The 18,963-nt window shown below is 54.7% G+C and carries 20 protein-coding genes; 1 reads left to right on the top strand and 19 read right to left on the bottom strand.

Annotated elements, in window-relative coordinates; all coding sequences use genetic code 11:
* Nucleotides 1-222: hypothetical protein (locus BM022_RS15740; protein WP_218146847.1), on the bottom strand; the 222-nt coding region annotated here is incomplete at its 3' end.
* Nucleotides 223-384: 162 nt separating this feature from the next.
* Nucleotides 385-1,134: a Nif3-like dinuclear metal center hexameric protein gene (locus tag BM022_RS07205; RefSeq protein ID WP_091138081.1), complete on the bottom strand. Its 750-nt coding sequence runs from the start codon at nt 1,132-1,134 to the stop codon at nt 385-387.
* A 56-nt stretch (nt 1,135-1,190) separates the two neighbouring features.
* Between BM022_RS07205 and BM022_RS07200 the strand changes: the two genes are divergently transcribed.
* The gene (locus BM022_RS07200; RefSeq protein WP_091138079.1) at nt 1,191-2,387 is read left to right on the top strand and encodes a Do family serine endopeptidase; all 1,197 of its coding nucleotides are present in this window, start codon (nt 1,191-1,193) and stop codon (nt 2,385-2,387) included.
* A gap of 113 nt (nt 2,388-2,500) precedes the next feature.
* Here BM022_RS07200 and tatC read toward each other — a convergent pair whose 3' ends face one another.
* From tatC to gltA, 17 genes are all read right to left on the bottom strand, one after another.
* Nucleotides 2,501-3,265: a twin-arginine translocase subunit TatC gene (gene tatC / locus BM022_RS07195; RefSeq protein ID WP_091138077.1), complete on the bottom strand. Its 765-nt coding sequence runs from the start codon at nt 3,263-3,265 to the stop codon at nt 2,501-2,503.
* A 344-nt stretch (nt 3,266-3,609) separates the two neighbouring features.
* Nucleotides 3,610-4,023, bottom strand: coding sequence for a Sec-independent protein translocase protein TatB (gene tatB, locus BM022_RS07190; RefSeq protein ID WP_091138076.1), 414 nt, complete (start codon nt 4,021-4,023; stop codon nt 3,610-3,612).
* A 161-nt stretch (nt 4,024-4,184) separates the two neighbouring features.
* Nucleotides 4,185-4,412: a Sec-independent protein translocase subunit TatA gene (tatA, locus tag BM022_RS07185; RefSeq protein WP_091138074.1), complete on the bottom strand. Its 228-nt coding sequence runs from the start codon at nt 4,410-4,412 to the stop codon at nt 4,185-4,187.
* A gap of 11 nt (nt 4,413-4,423) precedes the next feature.
* Nucleotides 4,424-4,777, bottom strand: coding sequence for a histidine triad nucleotide-binding protein (locus tag BM022_RS07180; protein WP_091138072.1), 354 nt, complete (start codon nt 4,775-4,777; stop codon nt 4,424-4,426).
* A complete protein-coding gene (locus tag BM022_RS07175) occupies nt 4,778-5,104 on the bottom strand; it encodes a phosphoribosyl-ATP diphosphatase (RefSeq protein WP_091138070.1) in 327 nt (108 codons plus the stop codon).
* Nucleotides 5,101-5,490, bottom strand: a complete 390-nt coding sequence (hisI, locus tag BM022_RS07170) for a phosphoribosyl-AMP cyclohydrolase (protein ID WP_091138069.1) — start codon at nt 5,488-5,490, stop codon at nt 5,101-5,103. The genes BM022_RS07175 and hisI overlap by 4 nt, the downstream gene beginning before the upstream one ends.
* A gap of 23 nt (nt 5,491-5,513) precedes the next feature.
* A complete protein-coding gene (gene hisF, locus BM022_RS07165; RefSeq protein ID WP_091138067.1) occupies nt 5,514-6,272 on the bottom strand; it encodes an imidazole glycerol phosphate synthase subunit HisF in 759 nt (252 codons plus the stop codon).
* 110 nt (nt 6,273-6,382) lie between these two features.
* The gene (gene hisA / locus BM022_RS07160) at nt 6,383-7,156 is read right to left on the bottom strand and encodes a 1-(5-phosphoribosyl)-5-[(5-phosphoribosylamino)methylideneamino]imidazole-4-carboxamide isomerase (RefSeq protein WP_091138065.1); all 774 of its coding nucleotides are present in this window, start codon (nt 7,154-7,156) and stop codon (nt 6,383-6,385) included.
* A 53-nt stretch (nt 7,157-7,209) separates the two neighbouring features.
* Nucleotides 7,210-7,878 (bottom strand): imidazole glycerol phosphate synthase subunit HisH, encoded by a 669-nt coding sequence (gene hisH / locus BM022_RS07155; RefSeq protein WP_091138063.1) that lies wholly within the window; start codon nt 7,876-7,878, stop codon nt 7,210-7,212.
* Nucleotides 7,879-7,902: 24 nt separating this feature from the next.
* A complete protein-coding gene (gene hisB, locus BM022_RS07150) occupies nt 7,903-8,490 on the bottom strand; it encodes an imidazoleglycerol-phosphate dehydratase HisB (protein ID WP_091138061.1) in 588 nt (195 codons plus the stop codon).
* 67 nt (nt 8,491-8,557) lie between these two features.
* A complete protein-coding gene (gene hisC / locus BM022_RS07145) occupies nt 8,558-9,628 on the bottom strand; it encodes a histidinol-phosphate transaminase (protein ID WP_091138059.1) in 1,071 nt (356 codons plus the stop codon).
* 31 nt (nt 9,629-9,659) lie between these two features.
* Nucleotides 9,660-11,030: a histidinol dehydrogenase gene (hisD, locus tag BM022_RS07140; protein WP_177191648.1), complete on the bottom strand. Its 1,371-nt coding sequence runs from the start codon at nt 11,028-11,030 to the stop codon at nt 9,660-9,662.
* Nucleotides 11,031-11,049: 19 nt separating this feature from the next.
* Nucleotides 11,050-11,718 (bottom strand): ATP phosphoribosyltransferase, encoded by a 669-nt coding sequence (gene hisG / locus BM022_RS07135; protein WP_091138057.1) that lies wholly within the window; start codon nt 11,716-11,718, stop codon nt 11,050-11,052.
* Between the two features lie 221 nt (nt 11,719-11,939).
* Nucleotides 11,940-13,388: a dihydrolipoyl dehydrogenase gene (gene lpdA / locus BM022_RS07130; RefSeq protein WP_091138056.1), complete on the bottom strand. Its 1,449-nt coding sequence runs from the start codon at nt 13,386-13,388 to the stop codon at nt 11,940-11,942.
* Between the two features lie 68 nt (nt 13,389-13,456).
* Complete coding sequence (gene odhB / locus BM022_RS07125; protein ID WP_091138054.1) at nt 13,457-14,773, bottom strand: 2-oxoglutarate dehydrogenase complex dihydrolipoyllysine-residue succinyltransferase; 1,317 nt, start codon at nt 14,771-14,773, stop codon at nt 13,457-13,459.
* A 16-nt stretch (nt 14,774-14,789) separates the two neighbouring features.
* Nucleotides 14,790-17,606 (bottom strand): 2-oxoglutarate dehydrogenase E1 component, encoded by a 2,817-nt coding sequence (locus BM022_RS07120; RefSeq protein WP_091138052.1) that lies wholly within the window; start codon nt 17,604-17,606, stop codon nt 14,790-14,792.
* A 30-nt stretch (nt 17,607-17,636) separates the two neighbouring features.
* The gene (gene gltA / locus BM022_RS07115) at nt 17,637-18,938 is read right to left on the bottom strand and encodes a citrate synthase (protein ID WP_091138051.1); all 1,302 of its coding nucleotides are present in this window, start codon (nt 18,936-18,938) and stop codon (nt 17,637-17,639) included.
* Nucleotides 18,939-18,963: the final 25 nt, after the last annotated feature.

The raw sequence follows: 18,963 nt of genomic DNA, 5'->3' as shown, positions 1-18,963 counted from the left end.
TGCGCTCGCGCTCAACAGCGCGCCACATGCCAGCGTAACCACCCTCAGCCAAGGCTTAAATGCCATCTCTTCTCTCCTATCTTCCGTAGTAATTTCGGTGCTCAGAAAATTAACCCGCTTGCCACAAAAGTCGTCGCCTTGATAAATACCAAATGCAAATCTAAATATTAAATACAACAAAATGCAGATAGCGGCAACAGCAATAGCCGCGACTGTGAACAACCGCCAAACTCAGCAGCGTCCTTCCAGGTCGGCACACTCCTTTATAGTTGTTATATAACCATACTGTATCGCTGGTTTATGTAAACCGGTAGCACCAGTATCAAGACTCTTGCTGGTACCACCTACATGGTTCAAACCGCCTGCTAAAGGTCTCATACTATCTCATACCGGACTATCGATATCTATGAACTGATGAGCCACTCCAAATCTGTCGGAGATATGTTCGCCTAAAGCCTGAACTCCATACCGCTCGGTCGCGTGATGTCCCGCCGAGATAAATGCCACCTCCGATTCACGGGCGGCATGGACTGTCCGCTCGGAAATTTCCCCGGTTATATACGCGTCCACACTCAGCCGGATAGCCTCGTCGAAATAACCTTGAGCGCCGCCAGTGCACCAGGCTACCCGCAGTATTGGTTTTGCTTCATCGCCAATTACCAGAGGCTTCCTCGCCAGGGCATTTTCGATGGTCGTTCCCAACACTTTCAAGTTCGACACTCCCGATAGAACGGTTCCATGCATTGCAATATTTTGATCACCGAAACGACCGGCTTCAACGAAGCCCAATCGGTGCGCCAACTGTATGTTGTTGCCGAATTCGGGGTGGGCGTCGAGTGGCAAATGATAGGAGAGCAGGCCGACATTGTGCCGCATCAGATAGGCGATACGGCGGTGCTTCATTCCGACCAAGCAAGGGTCTTCGCCTCGCCAAAAATAACCATGGTGTACAAGAATGACATCCGCATTTGCGGCCACAGCGGCTTCCAACAGCTCAAACGAGGCTGTAACGCCGCTTACCAGGCAGCGCACCTCATTTCTTCCTTCCACTTGCAACCCATTTGGGCAATAATCGTGAAAGCGGGCCGTATCCAGCAGTTGATTCAAATAGATTTCGAGTTCGTTCAATTGCATCAGAATTCATCCGGTCATTATTGCAAACTATTTAGAATCGAAATCAATATCCACAAATGCGCAAACTCTGGCTGATTTTCGCACAAACGACGACCGTAGTCCTGGCGGCACTGTTCGTTGTCTCGACGCTGCGACCCGAACTGCTCCCGTGGAAGTCGCCTACGGGTGGTGGAACCATGGTCACCATAAAAGAAGCAGTCATTCCGCCGCCGACAGCGGAGGGCATCCCCAAAGCCGGTAGTTTTAGCGCCGCAGCGCAAAAAGCCATGCCGTCGGTGGTAAACGTTTTTACGAGCAAGGAAATCAAAGTATCTTCCCATCCACTGATGGAAGACCCGGTGTTCCGACGCTTCTTCGGTGATCGCTTCGAATCGCAGAGCCGGCGAGCATCGAGCCTCGGCTCAGGCGTGATTGTAAGCCCGGAAGGTTACATTCTTACCAACCATCATGTTATAGAAGCCGCGGATGAAATCAAGATCGCGCTTTCGGATGGAAGAGAGGCTAAAGCACGGGTCATCGGATCCGATCCGGAGACCGATCTGGCAGTGATAAAGGTCGATATGCAAGCCCTGCCGACGATGACCTTCGGCCAGTCGGATAATGCCCAGGTAGGCGACATCGTGCTCGCAATCGGCAATCCCTTCGGTGTGGGACAGACGGTAACCATGGGGATTATCAGTGCACTGGGGCGGACTCACCTGGGCATCAATACGTTCGAAAATTTCATTCAGACCGACGCTGCCATCAACCCCGGCAATTCGGGCGGCGCGCTCGTTGACGTCTTTGGCAATCTGATCGGTATAAATACCGCGATTGTATCGCGGACCGGAGGATCGCTCGGTATCGGGTTTGCGATCACCACCAGTGTTGCCAAGCAGATCATGGAACAAATTATACAAACCGGCGGCGTTGTCCGTGGTTGGATTGGAGTAGAAGTTCAAGACCTGACGCCGGAACTGGCCGAATCTTTCAAGCGTCCCAATATAAACGGCGCCTTGATTGCAGGCGTGCTTAAGGGTGGGCCTGCTGATCAAGCCGGCGTGAAGCCGGGGGATATCATCGTGGCGGTAGAAGGCAAGCCGGTCATAGACTCATCCGGGATGCTCAACCTGATCGCGGCATTGCTGCCGGGGAAGGCCGCAACCATTACAGTCATTCGCAACCAGGCCGAAAAACAAATCAAGATCAACGTTGGCAAGCGTCCCAAGCCGGCACCTCAAGACCAGTATATGGATCCGGAGGCCATGGAATGATTCCCTCATGGCAAGGGCTAAACTTACCCGTTAAAATATTGCTTCGCATGCCTGCGCCGCCCCATGTGACAGGCTTTCGCCCCTCCTGCGGCCTCAGCTTGCGTCAGTTCGTGCTACGCATCTTTTTCATCGATCGATCGAGAAACCGCTGATCTTTCCCGAATATCAGATTTGCCCAGAACAACGGCAACGAGTATTCCAGATTCATAAAGCAGATAAAGCGGGACCGCCAGCATGAACTGCGAAATTACGTCCGGAGGAGTAAATATGGCGCCAATCACAAAGGCGCCGACCAGAACATAGGCACGTATTTCCTTCAGTTTTTCAATCGACACGATGTCCATTCGCACCAGTACTATAACCAGTATCGGTACTTCGAAGGTGATACCGAAGGCGATGAACATTGTCAGCAAGAAGTCGAGATACCTGCCGATATCGGTCATGACAGCGACGCCTTCAGGAGCAAAGTGCGTAATAAATTCAAATACCAGGGGCAGAGCGGCAAAGTATGCGAAAGCCATGCCACATAAAAACAGTATGCTGCTGGCCAGCACCAGTGGCAGCACGAGGCGTTTCTCGTGCGAATATAGCCCGGGAGCGACAAAGGCCCAGATTTGATAGAGGGTGTGCGGCAGCGTGATGACAAAAGCGACCATCATCGCGACTTTCATAGGCACAAAAAACGGCGTGATAACTTCGGTTGCGATCATCTGTCCCCCTTCCGGAAGCTTGTCCAGTAGAGGCTGCGCCAGTAGAGAATAGAGTTCCCTGGCGTAAAAGGCACAGGGGACAAATCCCAGGAGGATTCCGCCACACGCACGGATCAGCCTGGCACGGAGTTCGACCAGATGCGAAATGAATGTCTCGTCGGTACTCATTGTTATGAACGTCGGCCGGTAAGTGGAGCGGATGTTATACCGGTTTATATTAGCGAAGTATAGATTATGGCCGGGCAAAGGCGTGTTCAAACGCCCCTTGGATACGGTTTTGCTGGCCTGCTGGGCATGGAATTGGGCGGGGCTCCAAATAACCAGCCACTCTTGCGAAAGCAGGCGTTCCCATAAGGATGGGCCTGTCCTGCCAATTCCCGTTTGTCATGTTCAGCCGGAAAGCGGCGCGCTGATCTTTATTTTATGGCGTCGTGACTAATCAGCAAAGCGCGCAAAAAGGGCCCGGTGAAGGGTCTGGTAAAAGTTTCCCGATCCTGCACGACACACACGCGTCAGGGTTGTGCCGAGCCTGACTTAGGCTGAAGCGGTGGGGTAGTGGGTTGAACCGGTGTAGCAGGCGGTTGTGCTGCTGGTGCGGGCTCCGCTGTGGTTTCGTGGGGCGGTTCTAGAGCCTCATCAGCGGGATGTTTTGGTTCCGCCTGGATTGCTTCCTGAAACTGGTTCAGTTCTGTGCGTACGGTAGTTTCAACCGAGCGCGCTGCCCCCTCCACCGAATTTTGCCACTTTCTAAGTTCCTCCAGTTCCATCTCGCGCTGGATATCATTCTTCACATCATTGGCGTACCGTTGTGCCCGTCCCAGCAGGTGGCCTAGCGTGCGTGCAACCTTCGGAAGCCGCTCCGGACCCAGCACGATCAGCGCAACCGCCGCTATAACAAGGATTTCGGAGAAACTTATATCGAACATTACGCTGGCGGACTACGAAAGGGAGCCCGGAAGAAAAGCGCCGAGAAGAAAAATGCCCGTGGCCGATTTGCCATTAACGATATTCCAGCGCCCGTCGCTCTCATGCTCTTCATTCTTGCGCTTACTCTCGGCGGGGCATATTCTTCGCTAGCCCCATAAATTCAGGATTTGGTCTGGGTGGTGTCCTTGGCATCAACGTCGATAATTCGAGACTCCGTTTGCTTATTTGGCGACGCTATCTCCTCTTCGTCCGCACTTTTGATTCCTTCCTTGAAACCTTTCACCGCGCCACCCAGATCGCTGCCCAGATTGCGAAGTTTCTTGGTGCCGAATACCAGCACAACGATCAGCAGAACCACAAGCCAATGCCAGATACTGAATGATCCCATGGTTTACTCCTTTATCTCGGGTGAGGGATCATGCCCGGCAGACGATCCCCGCCGCCTATGACGTGAATGTGGAAATGATAAACTTCCTGTCCTCCGACGCGTCCGGTATTGATGATAGTGCGAAAGCCATCGGTACAACCTTGTTGTCGTGCCAATCGGGGTACCAGTACCATCATTTCCCCGAGCAAGCTGCGGTGCTTGTCGTCGACCTCCGCAAGCGAGCTGATGTGCAATTTGGGTATCAGCATGAAATGCACCGGTGCCGCCGGGTGGATATCATGAAATGCAAAAACGTCCTCGTTTTCGTAGATTTTCTCGCTGGAGATTTCGCCCCGAACTATCTTGCAGAATAGGCAGTTATCCATTTATTTTGCTTTCCGCGACGCTTTTTCGTGAATTCCGGAGATTCCTTCCCGGCGCTGCAATTCATCCAACACCGCCTCCGGCCTCATGCCGTGGTGTGCCAATAGCACCAGGCAGTGAAACCACAGGTCGGCTACTTCGCGTACCACATGCGGTTTGTCGCCATCTTTTGATGCCATCAACACCTCGGCCGACTCTTCCGCGACTTTTTTAAGAATCTTATCCTCGCCATCATGCAACAGCTTCGCCACATAAGAGGCCGAGGGGTCGGCATCTTTGCGCGCTTCAATCACGTCAGCCAGATGGCAGAGAATAGTCGAGTTAGTCATTTTCTGTAGATTTCATCCGGGCTTTTCAGGATCGGCGTAGCCGCCTCCCATTGCCCCTTCTCCAGTTTATTGAAGAAACAACTATGTCTGCCGGTATGACAGGCAATCCCGCCGACTTGTTCCACCCTCAGCAACAGAACGTCATTATCACAATCCAGATGGATTTCCTGTACTTTCTGGACGTGACCGGATTCTTCGCCCTTATGCCAGAGCTTTTTGCGGGAGCGAGACCAGTAGTGCGCCTCGTTGGTCTGAACGGTTAGCTTCAACGCCTCGCGATTCATCCATGCGACCATTAACACGTCGTTGCTGCCTGCTTCCTGCGTGACTACCTGTACCAGCCCATCGTCGGACCAGTTTATCTTGTTGAGCCAAATATCGGACATAGATATGCTTGAAGATGAATGTACTACAACCGCACTTCGATACTATGTTGCGCCATGTACTCTTTGGCCTGACGTACCGTGTACTCGCCGTAATGAAAAATACTTGCTGCCAGCACCGCGTCGGCATGGCCGTCTACAATTCCATCAACCAAATGTTGCAGATTACCTACACCGCCGCTTGCGATCACCGGTACATCCACCGTGTCGGATACTGAACGGATCAGCGCCAGATCAAATCCGTTGCGGGTCCCGTCTCGATCCATGCTCGTGAGCAGTATTTCCCCCGCCCCCAGTGCCTGCATCTTCTTTGCCCACTCGATCACATCCAGACCGGTGGCGTTACGGCCGCCGTGGGTGAAGACCTGCCATCCATTTTCCGCCCGCTTGGCATCAATTGCCACCACGATGCATTGCGAGCCGTAGCGGTCAGCGGCCTCTCGGACCAACTCAGGATTCTGGACTGCCGAGGTGTTGATGCTTACTTTATCGGCGCCTGCGTTCAACAGCCTGCGCACGTCTTCCACTTTGCGAACGCCGCCGCCAACAGTCAAGGGTATGAAAACCTGCGCCGCTACTTCTTCGATAATATGCAAAATCAGGTCGCGATCGTCTGAACTGGCGGTAATGTCGAGAAAGGTCAGTTCATCCGCCCCCTGATCATCGTAACGTCGCGATATTTCGATGGGGTCGCCCGCATCCCGAAGCCCGATAAAATTCACGCCCTTGACCACCCGCCCGTTGGTCACGTCAAGGCAAGGGATAATACGCTTTGCAAGCCCCATACATTAAAGACCTTTATTCTAAAGGTAAACAGAAATAGATCCGAAAAAGACGTTGCCGGGGTAAAGGTACTGACGACGGTTTGTTTCTCGCCTTGGCCCAGAATTGATCTTCAGGAAGGGAGGGTCGCATCTACGGATGCCGCTTGAGCGCTGAGCTCATCAGCCAGCGCTTGCGCCTCTTTGAAATCCAGCGTGCCTTCATAGATCGCGCGCCCCGTAACCGCGCCGGCAATACCTTCCGATGCTATGTCGCAAAGGGCCCTTACATCGTCGAGGTTTCCGATACCCCCACTGGCAATGACGGGGATGGTTAGTGCGCGGGCAAGTTGCACCGTCGCCTGAACATTGACGCCGCTCAACATTCCGTCGCGTCCGATATCGGTATAAATAATTGCTTCAACCCCATAGTCCTCGAATTTCTTTGCCAGATCCACCACATCGTGGCCGGTGACCTTCGACCAGCCATTAACCGCCACTTTGCCGTCCTTCGCGTCCAGCCCCACCATGATATGTCCGGGGAACGCGTTACACGCATCATGCAGGAACCCAGGTGTCTTTACCGCTGCGGTGCCGATGATAACGTAAGTAATACCGTCGTCGAGATAACGTTCGATGGTTTCCAGATCACGTATGCCGCCGCCAAGCTGAGTTGGAATTTCGTCGCCGATCGCCTTAATGATTTCGCGAATGGCAAGCTCATTCTTTGGTTTCCCCGCAAACGCACCGTTAAGATCCACCAGGTGCAGTCGCCTCGCGCGCTGATCCAGCCAATGTCTGGCTGTGGCGCCGGGGTCATCGGAAAACACCGTGGCATTTTCCATCACGCCTTGTTTCAGACGTACGCAGTGACCGTCCTTCAGGTCTATCGCAGGAATGATCAGCATTTTAAGTCGGTATCGGGAGTATGGTTGAGTTCGAAGAAGATATGGCTACAGGGTCAGAACCGGCTGCGCGTACCCTTGAATACCGTGGGTTGCCAGTGCACAAAATTGCTTAGCAGCGCCAAGCCTGACTCCTGACTTTTTTCAGGGTGAAACTGGACGGCGAAAATATTATCTTTTGCCACCGCACAAGTAAATGGAAACGGATACTCGGTATATGCCGCGGCGGGCTCAGGGGTGGCCGTTTCGACGTAATAGCTGTGCACGAAGTAGAAGCGCGCATCCTGAGGAATGTCCTTCCACATAGGATGTGCGACCGCCTGGTGTACTTGATTCCAGCCCATGTGCGGTACTTTGAGCCTTTGCTGGACATTGGCGGTCGTCGCCGGAGCGGAGAAACGCCGCACCTTTCCACTCACGATACCGAGGCCCTTTACGTTGCCTTCCTCGCTGCTGTCGAACAGCATCTGCAGACCCAAGCAAATACCCAGAAAAGGCTTGTGCAGCGCTGCGTCCACGACTGCCTTCCGCAATCCAAGCTTGTCCAATTCGCGCAGACAGTCCGGCATCGCGCCTTGACCAGGCACTACGACACGGGAAGCGCTGCGCACCACCTCGGGATTGCTGGTCACGCTTATGGACGCACCTTGTGCGACATGTTCCAGTGCTTTGGACACGGAGCGCAGGTTGCCCATGCCGTAGTCAACGATTGCGATATCAGGCATATCGAGCAATTGAGAGTGAGGGAGCTACAGGGAACCTTTGGTGGAAGGGATGGTGCCAGCCGCACGAGGATCGGTTTCCATTGCCATGCGCAAAGCACGGCCAAATGCCTTGAATACCGTCTCCGCCTGGTGATGGGCATTCACCCCCGCCAGATTCTCGACGTGCAACGTCACCAGAGCGTGATTGACAAAACCTTGGAAAAATTCGTTGATAAGATCAACGTCGAAATCTCCTATCCTTGCCCGCGCGAAATCGACGTTGAATTTCATACCCGGCCTGCCGGAGAGATCTATTACGACGCGGGATAATGCTTCATCCAGCGGAACGTAGGCGTGACCGTAGCGGCGCAGCCCTTTTTTATCCCCAACTGCCTGGGCGAATGCCTGGCCAAGCGTGATTCCGATATCCTCGACGGTATGGTGAGCATCAATGTGCAGGTCACCCTTGGCCGCAATCTCCAGGTCGATCATGCCGTGACGCGCCACCTGGTCCAGCATGTGATCGAGAAAAGGGACTCCTGTGTCCAGTACTGCCTTTCCCGTTCCATCCAGATTGACATTCAGACTGATCTGGGTTTCGAGGGTGTTACGGTTGACCTCGGCTTGTCGCATGAGATTAGTTGGATAGAACAAGGATAGGGAGATCAGTCATTTACCGGTCATTCTTGTAAGGCTGGCGTTACGCGAGCGAACCTTCCAACGCGGCCAGAAAAAGCGCGTTTTCATCAGGCTTGCCCACCGTCACTCGCAGGCAATTTTTCAGCAAGGGATGTGTTCCATCCAGATTCTTGATCAATACGCCGCGTTTTTTGAGATTCTGAAACACGTGACCGGCTTCGCTCAGGCGAAATAGTATAAAGTTTGCATCCGTTGGAAAAGGTTCGATGCCGTGCATCGCCGCCAGCCGCGCACCCAACATCGCCCGCTCATTCTTGATCGCCGCAGCCTGTTGCAGCAGGACATCGCGATGCTGTAACACTTTTTCCGCGATCAGCTGGGTGACGATTCCTACATTATACGGCAATCGCAGTTTTTCCAACTCCCTCAGCCACTCAGGTCCTCCCGCCAGCAGACCCAGTCTCAAGCCAGCCAATCCCAGCTTGGAAAGCGTGCGCATCAACAACAGGTTGGGGTACTGCAACAGTTTGTCCATGAAGCTGGCATTGGCAAAGGCGTGGTAGGCCTCATCCACGACCACTAGGCCGGGTGCAGCTTCAATGATACGTGAGATTGCCCGGGCGTCAAACAGGTTGCCCGTGGGGTTATTCGGATAGGCGATGAAAATGACTGCCGGCTCATGTTGCGAGATCGCTTCAAGCGTTGCATCGATGTCGAGCGAAAAATCGGCCTTTAACGGAACGCCCACGTACTTCATGCCGGCGAAAGCAGCGATCATGCGAAACATGACGAACGCGGGCTCGACACTCAGCAACGTGGCGCCGGGCCTGGCGCAGGCCAAGGCGATGATCTGGATGATTTCGTCCGAACCGTTGCCCAGCATGATCTCCATCCCGTCGGGTACGGCCAGCGCTGCCCGCAACATGGCTTTCAGCGACGCCGCGCTGGCATCGGGATAACGGTTGATGGGTGCAGTAGCGACCAGCTGGGCGATGTCGTCCCGCAGACGGTCCGGTAGCGAATATGGGTTTTCCATCGCATCCAGCTTTACCATGCCGCTTGCGGGGGCAACATGGTAGGCGGAGAGCGATAGAACTTCCGTCCGGATGATCTGATCGGGCGACCTGGACATTATTAAGATGAAGTTGGAATTTGTATCGCACTCAAAGTCGGGGCGGCAAAGCGATAGGTTCACTTATGGAAGAGCCGGATCCATCCGGGATCGCAGCCGCGCTATTCTGAAACCGGTACTCGGCTGACATCGCATGCGCCTGTAACCCTTCGCCATGCGCCAGGGTCGAGGCAATTCGGCCAAGTCTTGCCGAGGCTTCTGCTGATACCTGAATAATGCTGCTTCGTTTCTGAAAATCGTAAACGCCCAATGGCGACGAAAATCGCGCAGTGCCGGAGGTGGGCAATACATGATTGGGGCCGGCGCAATAGTCGCCCAGCGCTTCAGAAGTATATCTTCCAAGAAAGATCGCCCCGGCGTGTCTGATCTTAGTCATCCAGTTTTCCGGCTGCTCCACCGATAATTCAAGGTGTTCCGGGGCGATGCGATTTGCGATGGCGCACGCTTCGTCCAGATCGCGTACCTGAATAAGGGCGCCGCGGCCTTCGAGCGAGGTATGTATGACCCGCTTCCGGGACATTGCTTCCAACTGGCGTGCAATGCTTGCGGCTACGGCGTCAATGAAAACCGGATCCGGAGAAAGCAGAATTGCCTGTGCCAACTCATCATGCTCAGCTTGCGAAAATAAGTCCATGGCAATCCAGTCGGGATTGGTCTTGCCGTCGCAAATCACCAGGATCTCTGACGGTCCTGCCAGCATATCGATGCCCACCACGCCAAATACGCGCCGCTTTGCCGCCGCGACATATGCATTGCCGGGGCCGACGATTTTGTCCACTTGCGGTACGGTATGAGTGCCATAGGCAAGCGCGCCGATTGCCTGAGCACCTCCAATGGTAAAAATACGATCCACATTGCAAATTGCAGCCGCGGCGAGGACTAGATCACTCGTTTCACCACGGGGAGTGGGTGTCACCATGATGAGCTCGCCAACGCCGGCGACTTTGGCGGGTATTGCATTCATCAGCACTGAGGAAGGGTAGGATGCCTTGCCGCCAGGCACGTATAACCCGACCCGGTCCAACGGGGTGATTTGCTGACCAAGCAATGTGCCGTCGGGTTCTACATAGCTCCAAGATTGCATCAACTGCTTTTCGTGATAAGCGCGAACGCGGGCAGCCGCCTCTGTCAGTGCACTGCGCTGATCCGCCGGCAGACTTTGCAACGCCGATTGCATGCGGTCATGCGGTAATTCAAGCTCTGCCATGGACCCCGCGTCGAGATGATCGAAGCGGCGGGTATATCCCAGCAGCGCTTCATCACCGCGTTTTTTTATGTCAGCCAGGATCTCCGCCGCCGCTGCGTCGACTGCTGCATCCTGCTCGTCTTCAAAAGCGAGAAGCCGCCCTAACGCTTCATCGAAGCGGCTGTCGGTTGAGGACAAGCGCCTTATCTGTATCATCCGGTCGGTATTTCTCTGTTTATTGGGCGGGTTGAGCAATGAGCTTGTTTGAAATTGCTGTGGAGAACGCATCAAGCATAGGCTGTATCGTTTCGCGTTTCAATTTCAGCGCGGCCTGATTGATAATCAGGCGGGCTGAAATTGGAATGATCTCTTCCACCGCCTTTAGATGGTTGGCCTTGAGCGTATTGCCACTCGAAACCAGATCCACGATCGCATCCGCCAATCCCACCAGCGGTGCAAGTTCCATCGAACCGTAGAGCTTGATCAGATCCACATGCATGCCTTTTTCGGCAAAGTGTTCGCGCGCCGTTTGCAGGTACTTGGTCGCAACACGTACTCTTGCCCCCCGGCGGACGGCGGATTCGTAATCAAAGTCGTCTCGCACCGCCACCATCATGCGGCAACAGGCGATATTCAAGTCCAGCGGTTGGTAAAGCCCAGCGCCACCATGTTCCAGCAATACGTCCTTCCCTGCGATACCCAGGTCCGCGGCGCCGTACTGTACGTAGGTGGGCACGTCCGACGCACGCACGATGATGAGCCGTACATTATCGCGATTCGTGGCCAGGATCAGTTTACGCGACGTGTCGGGATCATCCAGCGCGACAATGCCCGCGCCTTTCAATAGCGGAGCGGTATCGTCGAAAATGCGGCCCTTGGAAAGGGCAATCGTGATGCGCGTCATGGCAAATTCTTGAAAAGCTGCATTTTACTCCAAAAACGGCTCAGCCGGGCTCGCCCGGCAGTGTTAAGAGACGCGAGAATAGGGCGGGTTTTAAAAATAAATTCGCGGGCGACAAGGCTTTGGTGAGTGGGAACCCTGTTTGGTGAGTGGAACCCTATATAGACGAACAAGCGCTACGAGTTTTCTATTGATTCTCAGGCTTCAGGCCAGCCCACCGAGTGTTATATATGAATCGCGCGTTTCTCCACGCCCAGCGCTGCTTCATGCAGTACTTCAGACAGCGACGGGTGTGCGTGCACAATCCGCGCGATATCTTCGCTGCTGGCGGCGAATTCCATCGCCACCACCGCCTCGGCAATCAATTCGGAAACGTAGGGACCAATCATGTGGATACCGAGGATTCGGTCGGTGTTCGCATCCGCGAGCACCTTTACGAAGCCGCCGGTCTCCCCCAGGGCGCGGGCGCGTCCATTGGCCATGAAAGGGAATTGCCCTGCTTTATATTGGATTCCGGCCGACTTCAATTGCTGCTCGCTTTTTCCAACCCATGCGATTTCGGGGGAGGTATAGATCACCCAGGGAATGGCGTCGAGATTCACGTGCCCCGGTTGTCCAGCGATGCGTTCCGCCACGGCAACACCTTCCTCCGACGCCTTATGCGCCAGCATGGGCCCGCGTACCACATCTCCCACTGCGTACACATCAGGCAGGCTGGTGCGGCAATTCGCATCCACTTCGACGTATCCCCGTTCATCGAGCTTGAGCCCGGTATCTTCGGCCCCAAGGCCGACTGTGTTGGGCATGCGCCCCACGGCTACGATCACTTTGTCTACTTCCAGCTTTTGCGCATTGCCGTCCACGTCGGCATACTCCACTTTAATGCTTTGTTCATCGGTTGTGATGCCGCTTATTTTTATGCCGGTATGAATAACCAGGCCTGTTTCCCGGGTGAAGATTTTCCGGGCTTCTTTTGCTACTTGCTCATCGGCCGCGGTGAGAAATCCGGGCAGGGCTTCGAGGATAGTTACCTCCGAACCGAGCCGCCGCCATAGACTGCCCATTTCCAGGCCGATCACTCCGCCCCCTATCACCGCCAAACGCCGCGGCGCTTCTGTCAGGTTGAGCGCACCGGTATTGTCCAGTATTCGCTCGTTGTCCACTGGCGCGAGCGCCAGGGTGCGGGGCGTGGAACCGGTAGCAATAATCACGTGCTTAGCCTCGATGGTTTGGACGGAATCCGCATTCGTCACTTCGATTTGCCAAAGCGCGCTAGCGCGATTTTCCTGATCGCGCTTGAGTAGTGTCCCTCGTCCATGCATTGAGGCAACCTTGTTTTTTTTGAGCAGCATCGCCACGCCGCCGGTGAAGTTTGCAACGATTTTCTCTTTGCGGGACATCATCACCGGAATGTCGACCGACAGGGCTTCAACTTGAATGCCGTGACTCGAGAATTTATGGGCGGCACGTTCGTAATTCTCGGATGACTCGAGAAGGGCCTTCGAGGGGATGCAGCCGACATTTAGACATGTTCCGCCCAGACTGGGCTTCCCTTGCGGGTTTTTCCACTCGTCTATACAGACGGTATTGAGTCCCAGTTGGGCGCAGCGTATCGCTGCCACATACCCGCCCGGGCCAGCGCCGATTACGGCGACATCGAAGGATTGAGACATATTGGCGCCTTAATGGAACATAAGAAAAAAAAAGGTCTGGGTCGGATTCGGCAGCGTGAGGTCTGGCTTCAGTCTCCCAGCAACGGACTCATGGGATATTCAAGTGCTTCTTTCATCGCCACCAGTGAAAGTACCGCTTCTCGTCCATCTATGATGCGGTGATCGTAGGATAGCGCAAGGTAGCACATGGGACGGATAACCACCTGGCCATTCTCGGCCACTGGACGTTCCTTGGTGGCGTGAATGCCGAGAATCGCGCTTTGCGGGGGATTGATGATAGGGGTGGAGAGCATGGAGCCGAAGACACCTCCATTTGTAATGGAGAATGTACCGCCGGTCAATTCTTCGATGGTCAGTTTCCCGTCCTGGGCGCGTCTGCCGAAATCGGCGATTTGCCTTTCGATCTGCGCCTGCGACAAGGAGTCTGCATTGCGAAGAATGGGAACAACCAATCCGCGGGGGCTGCTCACGGCAATGCCGATGTCGTAATAACCGTGATAGATGATGTCACTTCCATTCACTGACGCGTTGACGATGGGAAACTTTTTCAACGCCGCTACCACGGCCTTGACAAAAAACGACATGATTCCGAGCTTGACGCCATGTTCTTTTTCGAATTTATCTTTATGCCGGGCACGCAAGTCCATTATTGCCTGCATATTGACTTCGTTGAAGGTGGTGAGTATGGCGGCAGTGGATTGCGACTGTACCAGCCGTTCAGCAATGCGCGCGCGCAGGCGCGACATAGGTACTCGCTGTTCCGGGCGGTCGCCTTCGATCTCCGTCGGAGCGGCGGCTTGCGGCGTTACCAGAGTGGGGGCCGACATAGGCTCAGGAGTCGGTTTCGGAGCAGGTTCTGAAGAGGTTGGGACCGAGGGCGCGGCGGCCTTGCGGTCGACATGTTCTGCAACATCCTCTTTAGTAATGCGGCCGCCCCGTCCGCTACCCTTGATCGAGCCGATTTCGGCGGGCGCGAGGTTTGCCTGTGCCGCCATGTTTCGCGCGGCAGGCATCATTGGGGGCACTTCCGATGTTACCGGGGAAGGGGCGGGCGCCGGTTGCCCGCTTGGAAGCGTCGCGCCCGCCCCGGTTTCGGCGGCAGCGGCAGTCGTAGCGCTGGTTGAGGCGATGGTTGAGGCTCCGGCTGCCTCAGTGTCTATGGTGGCGATAATTTCACCGCTGGTTACTGTCGTTCCATCGTCTTTGATGATCTTGGCCAGTATCCCCGCAGCCGGCGCCGGAAGTTCCAGCACGACTTTGTCGGTCTCGATATCAATCAGGTTTTCACCGCGGTCAACTTGTTCGCCTTCTCTTTTATGCCATGAAAGCAGGGTAGCTTCCGCCACGGACTCGGATAACGCTGGAACTTTGACTTCGACGAGCATAGTTCGTCCTCTAGGGTTAAATTTTCTCGCGAAACGCCGCTGCTATGAGTTCGTTCTGTTGCAAGGTATGTTTTGCCAGATATCCCGCTGCCGGGGACGCCGACGATGGACGCAAAGCGTAGCCCAAAACCTGATCCGGGCGCTTGTGCCGAAGAAGATAATGCTGGATGCGATGCCAGGCTCCCTGGTTTCCAGGCTCTTCCTGGCACCAGAGGATATCTTTTGCTTGCGGGTACCGGTCTACCTCAACCTCGAATTCTTCATGCGGAAACGGATACAACTGCTCAATGCGGATAATCGCCACATCCTCGAATTTATGCTTCCGGCGGTACGTCAACAGGTCGTAATATATCTTCCCGCAGCACGCGATGAGGCGGCGCACATTTTTTGGATCGAGTTTTTCAGCTTCTGGAATGACATTCTGGAAACTGCCTTGCGCGAGGTCTTCGAGGCTCGATACTGATTCCTTGTGACGCAAGAGACTTTTGGGGCTCATGATGACAAGCGGCTTGCGAAGCGGGCGGATCATCTGGCGCCGAAGCACGTGAAACATCTGTGCGGGGGTGGTCGGAATGCATACCTGGATATTGTATTCCGCGCATAGCTGCAGATAACGCTCAACGCGCCCCGAGGAGTGCTCGGGTCCCTGGCCCTCATAGCCATGAGGAAGCATCATCACCAGCCCGCACAAGCGGCCCCACTTCGCTTCTCCTGATGCGATAAACTGATCTATTACCACTTGCGCACCATTGGCAAAATCGCCAAACTGCGCCTCCCACATGACAAGTTCATTTGGCTCAGCGGTAGCATATCCGTATTCAAAAGCAAGTACCGCTTCTTCGGACAACACAGAGTCAATGATGACGAAATCAGGTTGATCGGGCGCAATATGGCGGAGCGGGATATATATCCCTTCGTTCCACCGTTCCCGATTCTGGTCGTGCAGCACTGCGTGGCGGTGAAAGAAGGTTCCCCGCCCCGAATCCTGGCCCGAAATCCTTACAGGATACCCATCCTTCAGCAGCGCCGCATAGGCAAGATTTTCCGCCATCCCCCAATCGAGCTGCAGCTTTCCCTCGCTCATCAAACGGCGATCGGCGATGATTTTTTCCACTCGTGCATGCAGCTTGAATTTGGACGGAATATCCGTCAGTCGTTCGGCCAAGTGCCTCAATTCCGTCAGAGGCAACCCGGTCTGTAGCTTTACATCCCATTTGCCACTCTTCAGGAATGGTTTCCAATCCACCCCATCCGGTGATTTGTACCCGTAAACGATGGTTTTGTTGGGGTTACGCCCCGCATCCATATCATCACGATAGGTTTTTACCATCAATTCAGCCTGGCCCGTATCAATGACGCCTTCGGTCTCCAGTTTATCGGCGTAAAGTTTGCGTGTGCCGGGATGGCGGCCGATGATTTTATACATCAATGGCTGGGTGACCATTGGTTCGTCCTGCTCGTTGTGGCCCAGCGTGCGAAAACAAACCATATCGACAACCACGTCCTTATGGAACGTCATCCGGAAATCAAGCGCGATTTCAGTCACCATGATGACAGCTTCCGGATCGTCGCCGTTGACATGAAAGATCGGCGCCTCAATCATTTTCGACACGTCGGTGCAATAAAGCGTCGAGCGCGTGTCGCGTGGATCAGAAGTGGTGAAACCGATTTGATTGTTGATGATGATATGCACGGTGCCGCCGGTTCCATAACCGCGCGTCTGCGACAGGTTCAGGGTTTCCATCACTACACCCTGGGCCGAAAATGCCGCATCGCCATGCAGCAGCACGGGTAGCACCTGATCGCCCTCCCTGTCCTTGAGACGGTGTTGCCGCGCGCGCACCGATCCCTCCACTACCGGGTCCACGATCTCGAGGTGGGAGGGATTGAATGCCAGCGTGAGACGCATCACTCCGCCCGGCGTGGATACCGCCGAAGAAAAACCCTGGTGATACTTGACGTCGCCTTCGGTCAGTTCCTGGCCGTGCTTGCCTTCGAATTCCTGGAACAAATCCGCTGGCAGCTTGCCGAGGGTGTTGACCAGCACGTTGAGCCGGCCCCGGTGAGCCATGCCGATAATGCTTTGCTGCACGCCCATGCCGCCGGCACGCTGCAGCAGATTGTCCAACAAGGGAATCAGGCTTTCGCTGCCTTCCAGAGAGAAGCGTTTCTGCCCGACATAGCGTGCATGAAGATATTTTTCCAGCCCTTCGGCTGCGTTTAGCCGCTCAAGAATATGGCGCTTGTATTCTGCCGGGTAGTCTGGTTGGGCGCGCGGTCCTTCGATGCGGCTTTGTATCCAGCGTTTTTGCTCGGTATCGGTAATGTACATGTACTCGACGCCGATGGTGCTACAGTAGGTTTGCCGCAGAATTTGAAGAATTTCGCCAAGCGGGGCGCGGGGTGGGCCGATCAACGAACCGGTGCCGAAAACGGTGCTCATGTCTGCCTCGGTCAGTCCGTAATAGGCGGGATCGAGTTCGGGAACGTGTGATTTTTCCTGGTGCTTGAGAGGATCGAGGTTCGCCTGGCGCACGCCGAGGAAGCGGTAAGCATTGATGATCTGCAATACCGATATCTGCTTGCGTTCGGTAGTCAGGCCATATTCATCCTGTCCTGTCGGGGGAATGGCAGCGTCGTGGGCGTGGGATGGTTTCCGGGAGCGCGATACATCTGGTGTCGCTCGTCCCCCCCCTGTTTGCTGCAGCTTGTCAAAGTATTCGTGCCACTCTGGCGAGACCGACTGTGGATTTCGCAGGTAAGCGTCGTAAAGCTCCTCGATAAAGGGCGCATTTGCGCTAAACAGCAGCGAATCATCGAACAGTGGGTTCATAGCAGATACCTTGCCGCTAGGCAGTGTTGATTACTCGCGTAACGCAAGCGGTACGACATCGCGTGTCACCGCGCCTGTGTAAAGTTGACGGGGACGCCCGATCTTGCGATCCGGGTCGGCGATCATTTCACTCCATTGCGCGATCCAGCCCACCGTGCGTGCGGTGGCAAATATCGCGGTGAACATGGAAGAAGGTATACCAAGCGCGCGCTGCACGATACCGGAGTAGAAGTCCACATTCGGGTAGAGTTTACGGGAAATGAAGTATTCATCTTCCAGCGCTATTTTTTCCAGCTTGAGCGCAAGCTTGAACAAGCGATCGTCGTGCAAGCCGAGTTCATCCAATACCTCGTGGCAGGTTTCACGCATCAATTTTGCCCTGGGATCGAAATTTTTGTAAACCCGATGGCCGAACCCCACTAGCCGGAAAGGGTCGTTCTTGTCCTTGGCACGGGCTATATATTCGCCAATGCGCGATTCATCGTGAATTTCCTCGAGCATGTTCAGGCACGCCTCGTTGGCTCCGCCATGCGCTGGCCCCCATAGACAGGCAATCCCGGCTGAAATGCAGGCGAACGGATTTGCGCCGCTGGAACCGGCGAGCCGGACGGTGGAGGTAGAGGCATTCTGCTCGTGGTCGGCATGCAGGATCAGAATGCGATCTAGCGCGTGCGCCAGCACCGGATTGGGTTTGTATTCCTCCGCCGGGGTGGCGAACATCATATGCATGAAGTTTTCAGCGTAGCTGAGGTTATTGCGGGGATAGATGAAAGGCTGGCCGACATTGTATTTGTATGCCATGGCGGTAATGGTGGGCAACTTCGCTACCAGCCGGAAGGCCGATAATTCCCGATGTGAGGCGTCCGATATGTCCATCGCATCGTGATAAAACGCCGACAACGCACCGACGACGCCGACCATTACGGCCATGGGATGGGCGTCGCGCCTGAAACCGGTGTAAAAGCGCGCCAACTGCTCATGCACCATCGTGTGTTCCTTGATGGTGTTGTCGAACGATTTCTTTTGCTCGTTATTGGGCAGCTCCCCATTCATCAGCAAATAGCAGACTTCCATGAAGTCGCACTGTTCCGCCAGTTGTTCGATGGGATAGCCACGATAGAGCAGAACGCCCTCATCGCCGTCGATAAAAGTTATCTTGGAATTGCTGCTGGCGGTGGAAAGAAAGCCGGGATCATAGGTAAAGACGCCGCCTTTGGCCTGTAACGTGCGAATATCCACTACATCCGGCCCCATGGTCCCGGATAGAACAGGAAATTCCAGTGGCTCGCTTCCGTCACCGAGATCGAGCGTCGCGTTACGTTTGTGTTCCATATTGTCCTATTCCCTAGTGATGATG

The sequence above is a fragment of the Nitrosospira sp. Nsp14 genome, from assembly GCF_900113575.1.
Classification (GTDB): domain Bacteria; phylum Pseudomonadota; class Gammaproteobacteria; order Burkholderiales; family Nitrosomonadaceae; genus Nitrosospira.
Note: the sequence above shows the minus strand (reverse complement) of the source record. Positions and strands in the feature narration are given on the sequence as shown.

Bases quoted from the DNA above. Each gene is read 5' to 3' on its own strand.
- BM022_RS07205 (WP_091138081.1), bottom strand. From the start codon at position 1,134: ATGCAATTGAACGAACTCGAAATCTATTTGAATCAACTGCTGGATACG.
- BM022_RS07200 (WP_091138079.1), top strand. From the start codon at position 1,191: ATGCGCAAACTCTGGCTGATTTTCGCACAAACGACGACCGTAGTCCTG.
- tatC (WP_091138077.1), bottom strand. From the start codon at position 3,265: ATGAGTACCGACGAGACATTCATTTCGCATCTGGTCGAACTCCGTGCC.
- tatB (WP_091138076.1), bottom strand. From the start codon at position 4,023: ATGTTCGATATAAGTTTCTCCGAAATCCTTGTTATAGCGGCGGTTGCG.
- tatA (WP_091138074.1), bottom strand. From the start codon at position 4,412: ATGGGATCATTCAGTATCTGGCATTGGCTTGTGGTTCTGCTGATCGTT.
- BM022_RS07180 (WP_091138072.1), bottom strand. From the start codon at position 4,777: ATGGATAACTGCCTATTCTGCAAGATAGTTCGGGGCGAAATCTCCAGC.
- BM022_RS07175 (WP_091138070.1), bottom strand. From the start codon at position 5,104: ATGACTAACTCGACTATTCTCTGCCATCTGGCTGACGTGATTGAAGCG.
- hisI (WP_091138069.1), bottom strand. From the start codon at position 5,490: ATGTCCGATATTTGGCTCAACAAGATAAACTGGTCCGACGATGGGCTG.
- hisF (WP_091138067.1), bottom strand. From the start codon at position 6,272: ATGGGGCTTGCAAAGCGTATTATCCCTTGCCTTGACGTGACCAACGGG.
- hisA (WP_091138065.1), bottom strand. From the start codon at position 7,156: ATGCTGATCATTCCTGCGATAGACCTGAAGGACGGTCACTGCGTACGT.
- hisH (WP_091138063.1), bottom strand. From the start codon at position 7,878: ATGCCTGATATCGCAATCGTTGACTACGGCATGGGCAACCTGCGCTCC.
- hisB (WP_091138061.1), bottom strand. From the start codon at position 8,490: ATGCGACAAGCCGAGGTCAACCGTAACACCCTCGAAACCCAGATCAGT.
- hisC (WP_091138059.1), bottom strand. From the start codon at position 9,628: ATGTCCAGGTCGCCCGATCAGATCATCCGGACGGAAGTTCTATCGCTC.
- hisD (WP_177191648.1), bottom strand. From the start codon at position 11,030: ATGATACAGATAAGGCGCTTGTCCTCAACCGACAGCCGCTTCGATGAA.
- hisG (WP_091138057.1), bottom strand. From the start codon at position 11,718: ATGACGCGCATCACGATTGCCCTTTCCAAGGGCCGCATTTTCGACGAT.
- lpdA (WP_091138056.1), bottom strand. From the start codon at position 13,388: ATGTCTCAATCCTTCGATGTCGCCGTAATCGGCGCTGGCCCGGGCGGG.
- odhB (WP_091138054.1), bottom strand. From the start codon at position 14,773: ATGCTCGTCGAAGTCAAAGTTCCAGCGTTATCCGAGTCCGTGGCGGAA.
- BM022_RS07120 (WP_091138052.1), bottom strand. From the start codon at position 17,606: ATGAACCCACTGTTCGATGATTCGCTGCTGTTTAGCGCAAATGCGCCC.
- gltA (WP_091138051.1), bottom strand. From the start codon at position 18,938: ATGGAACACAAACGTAACGCGACGCTCGATCTCGGTGACGGAAGCGAG.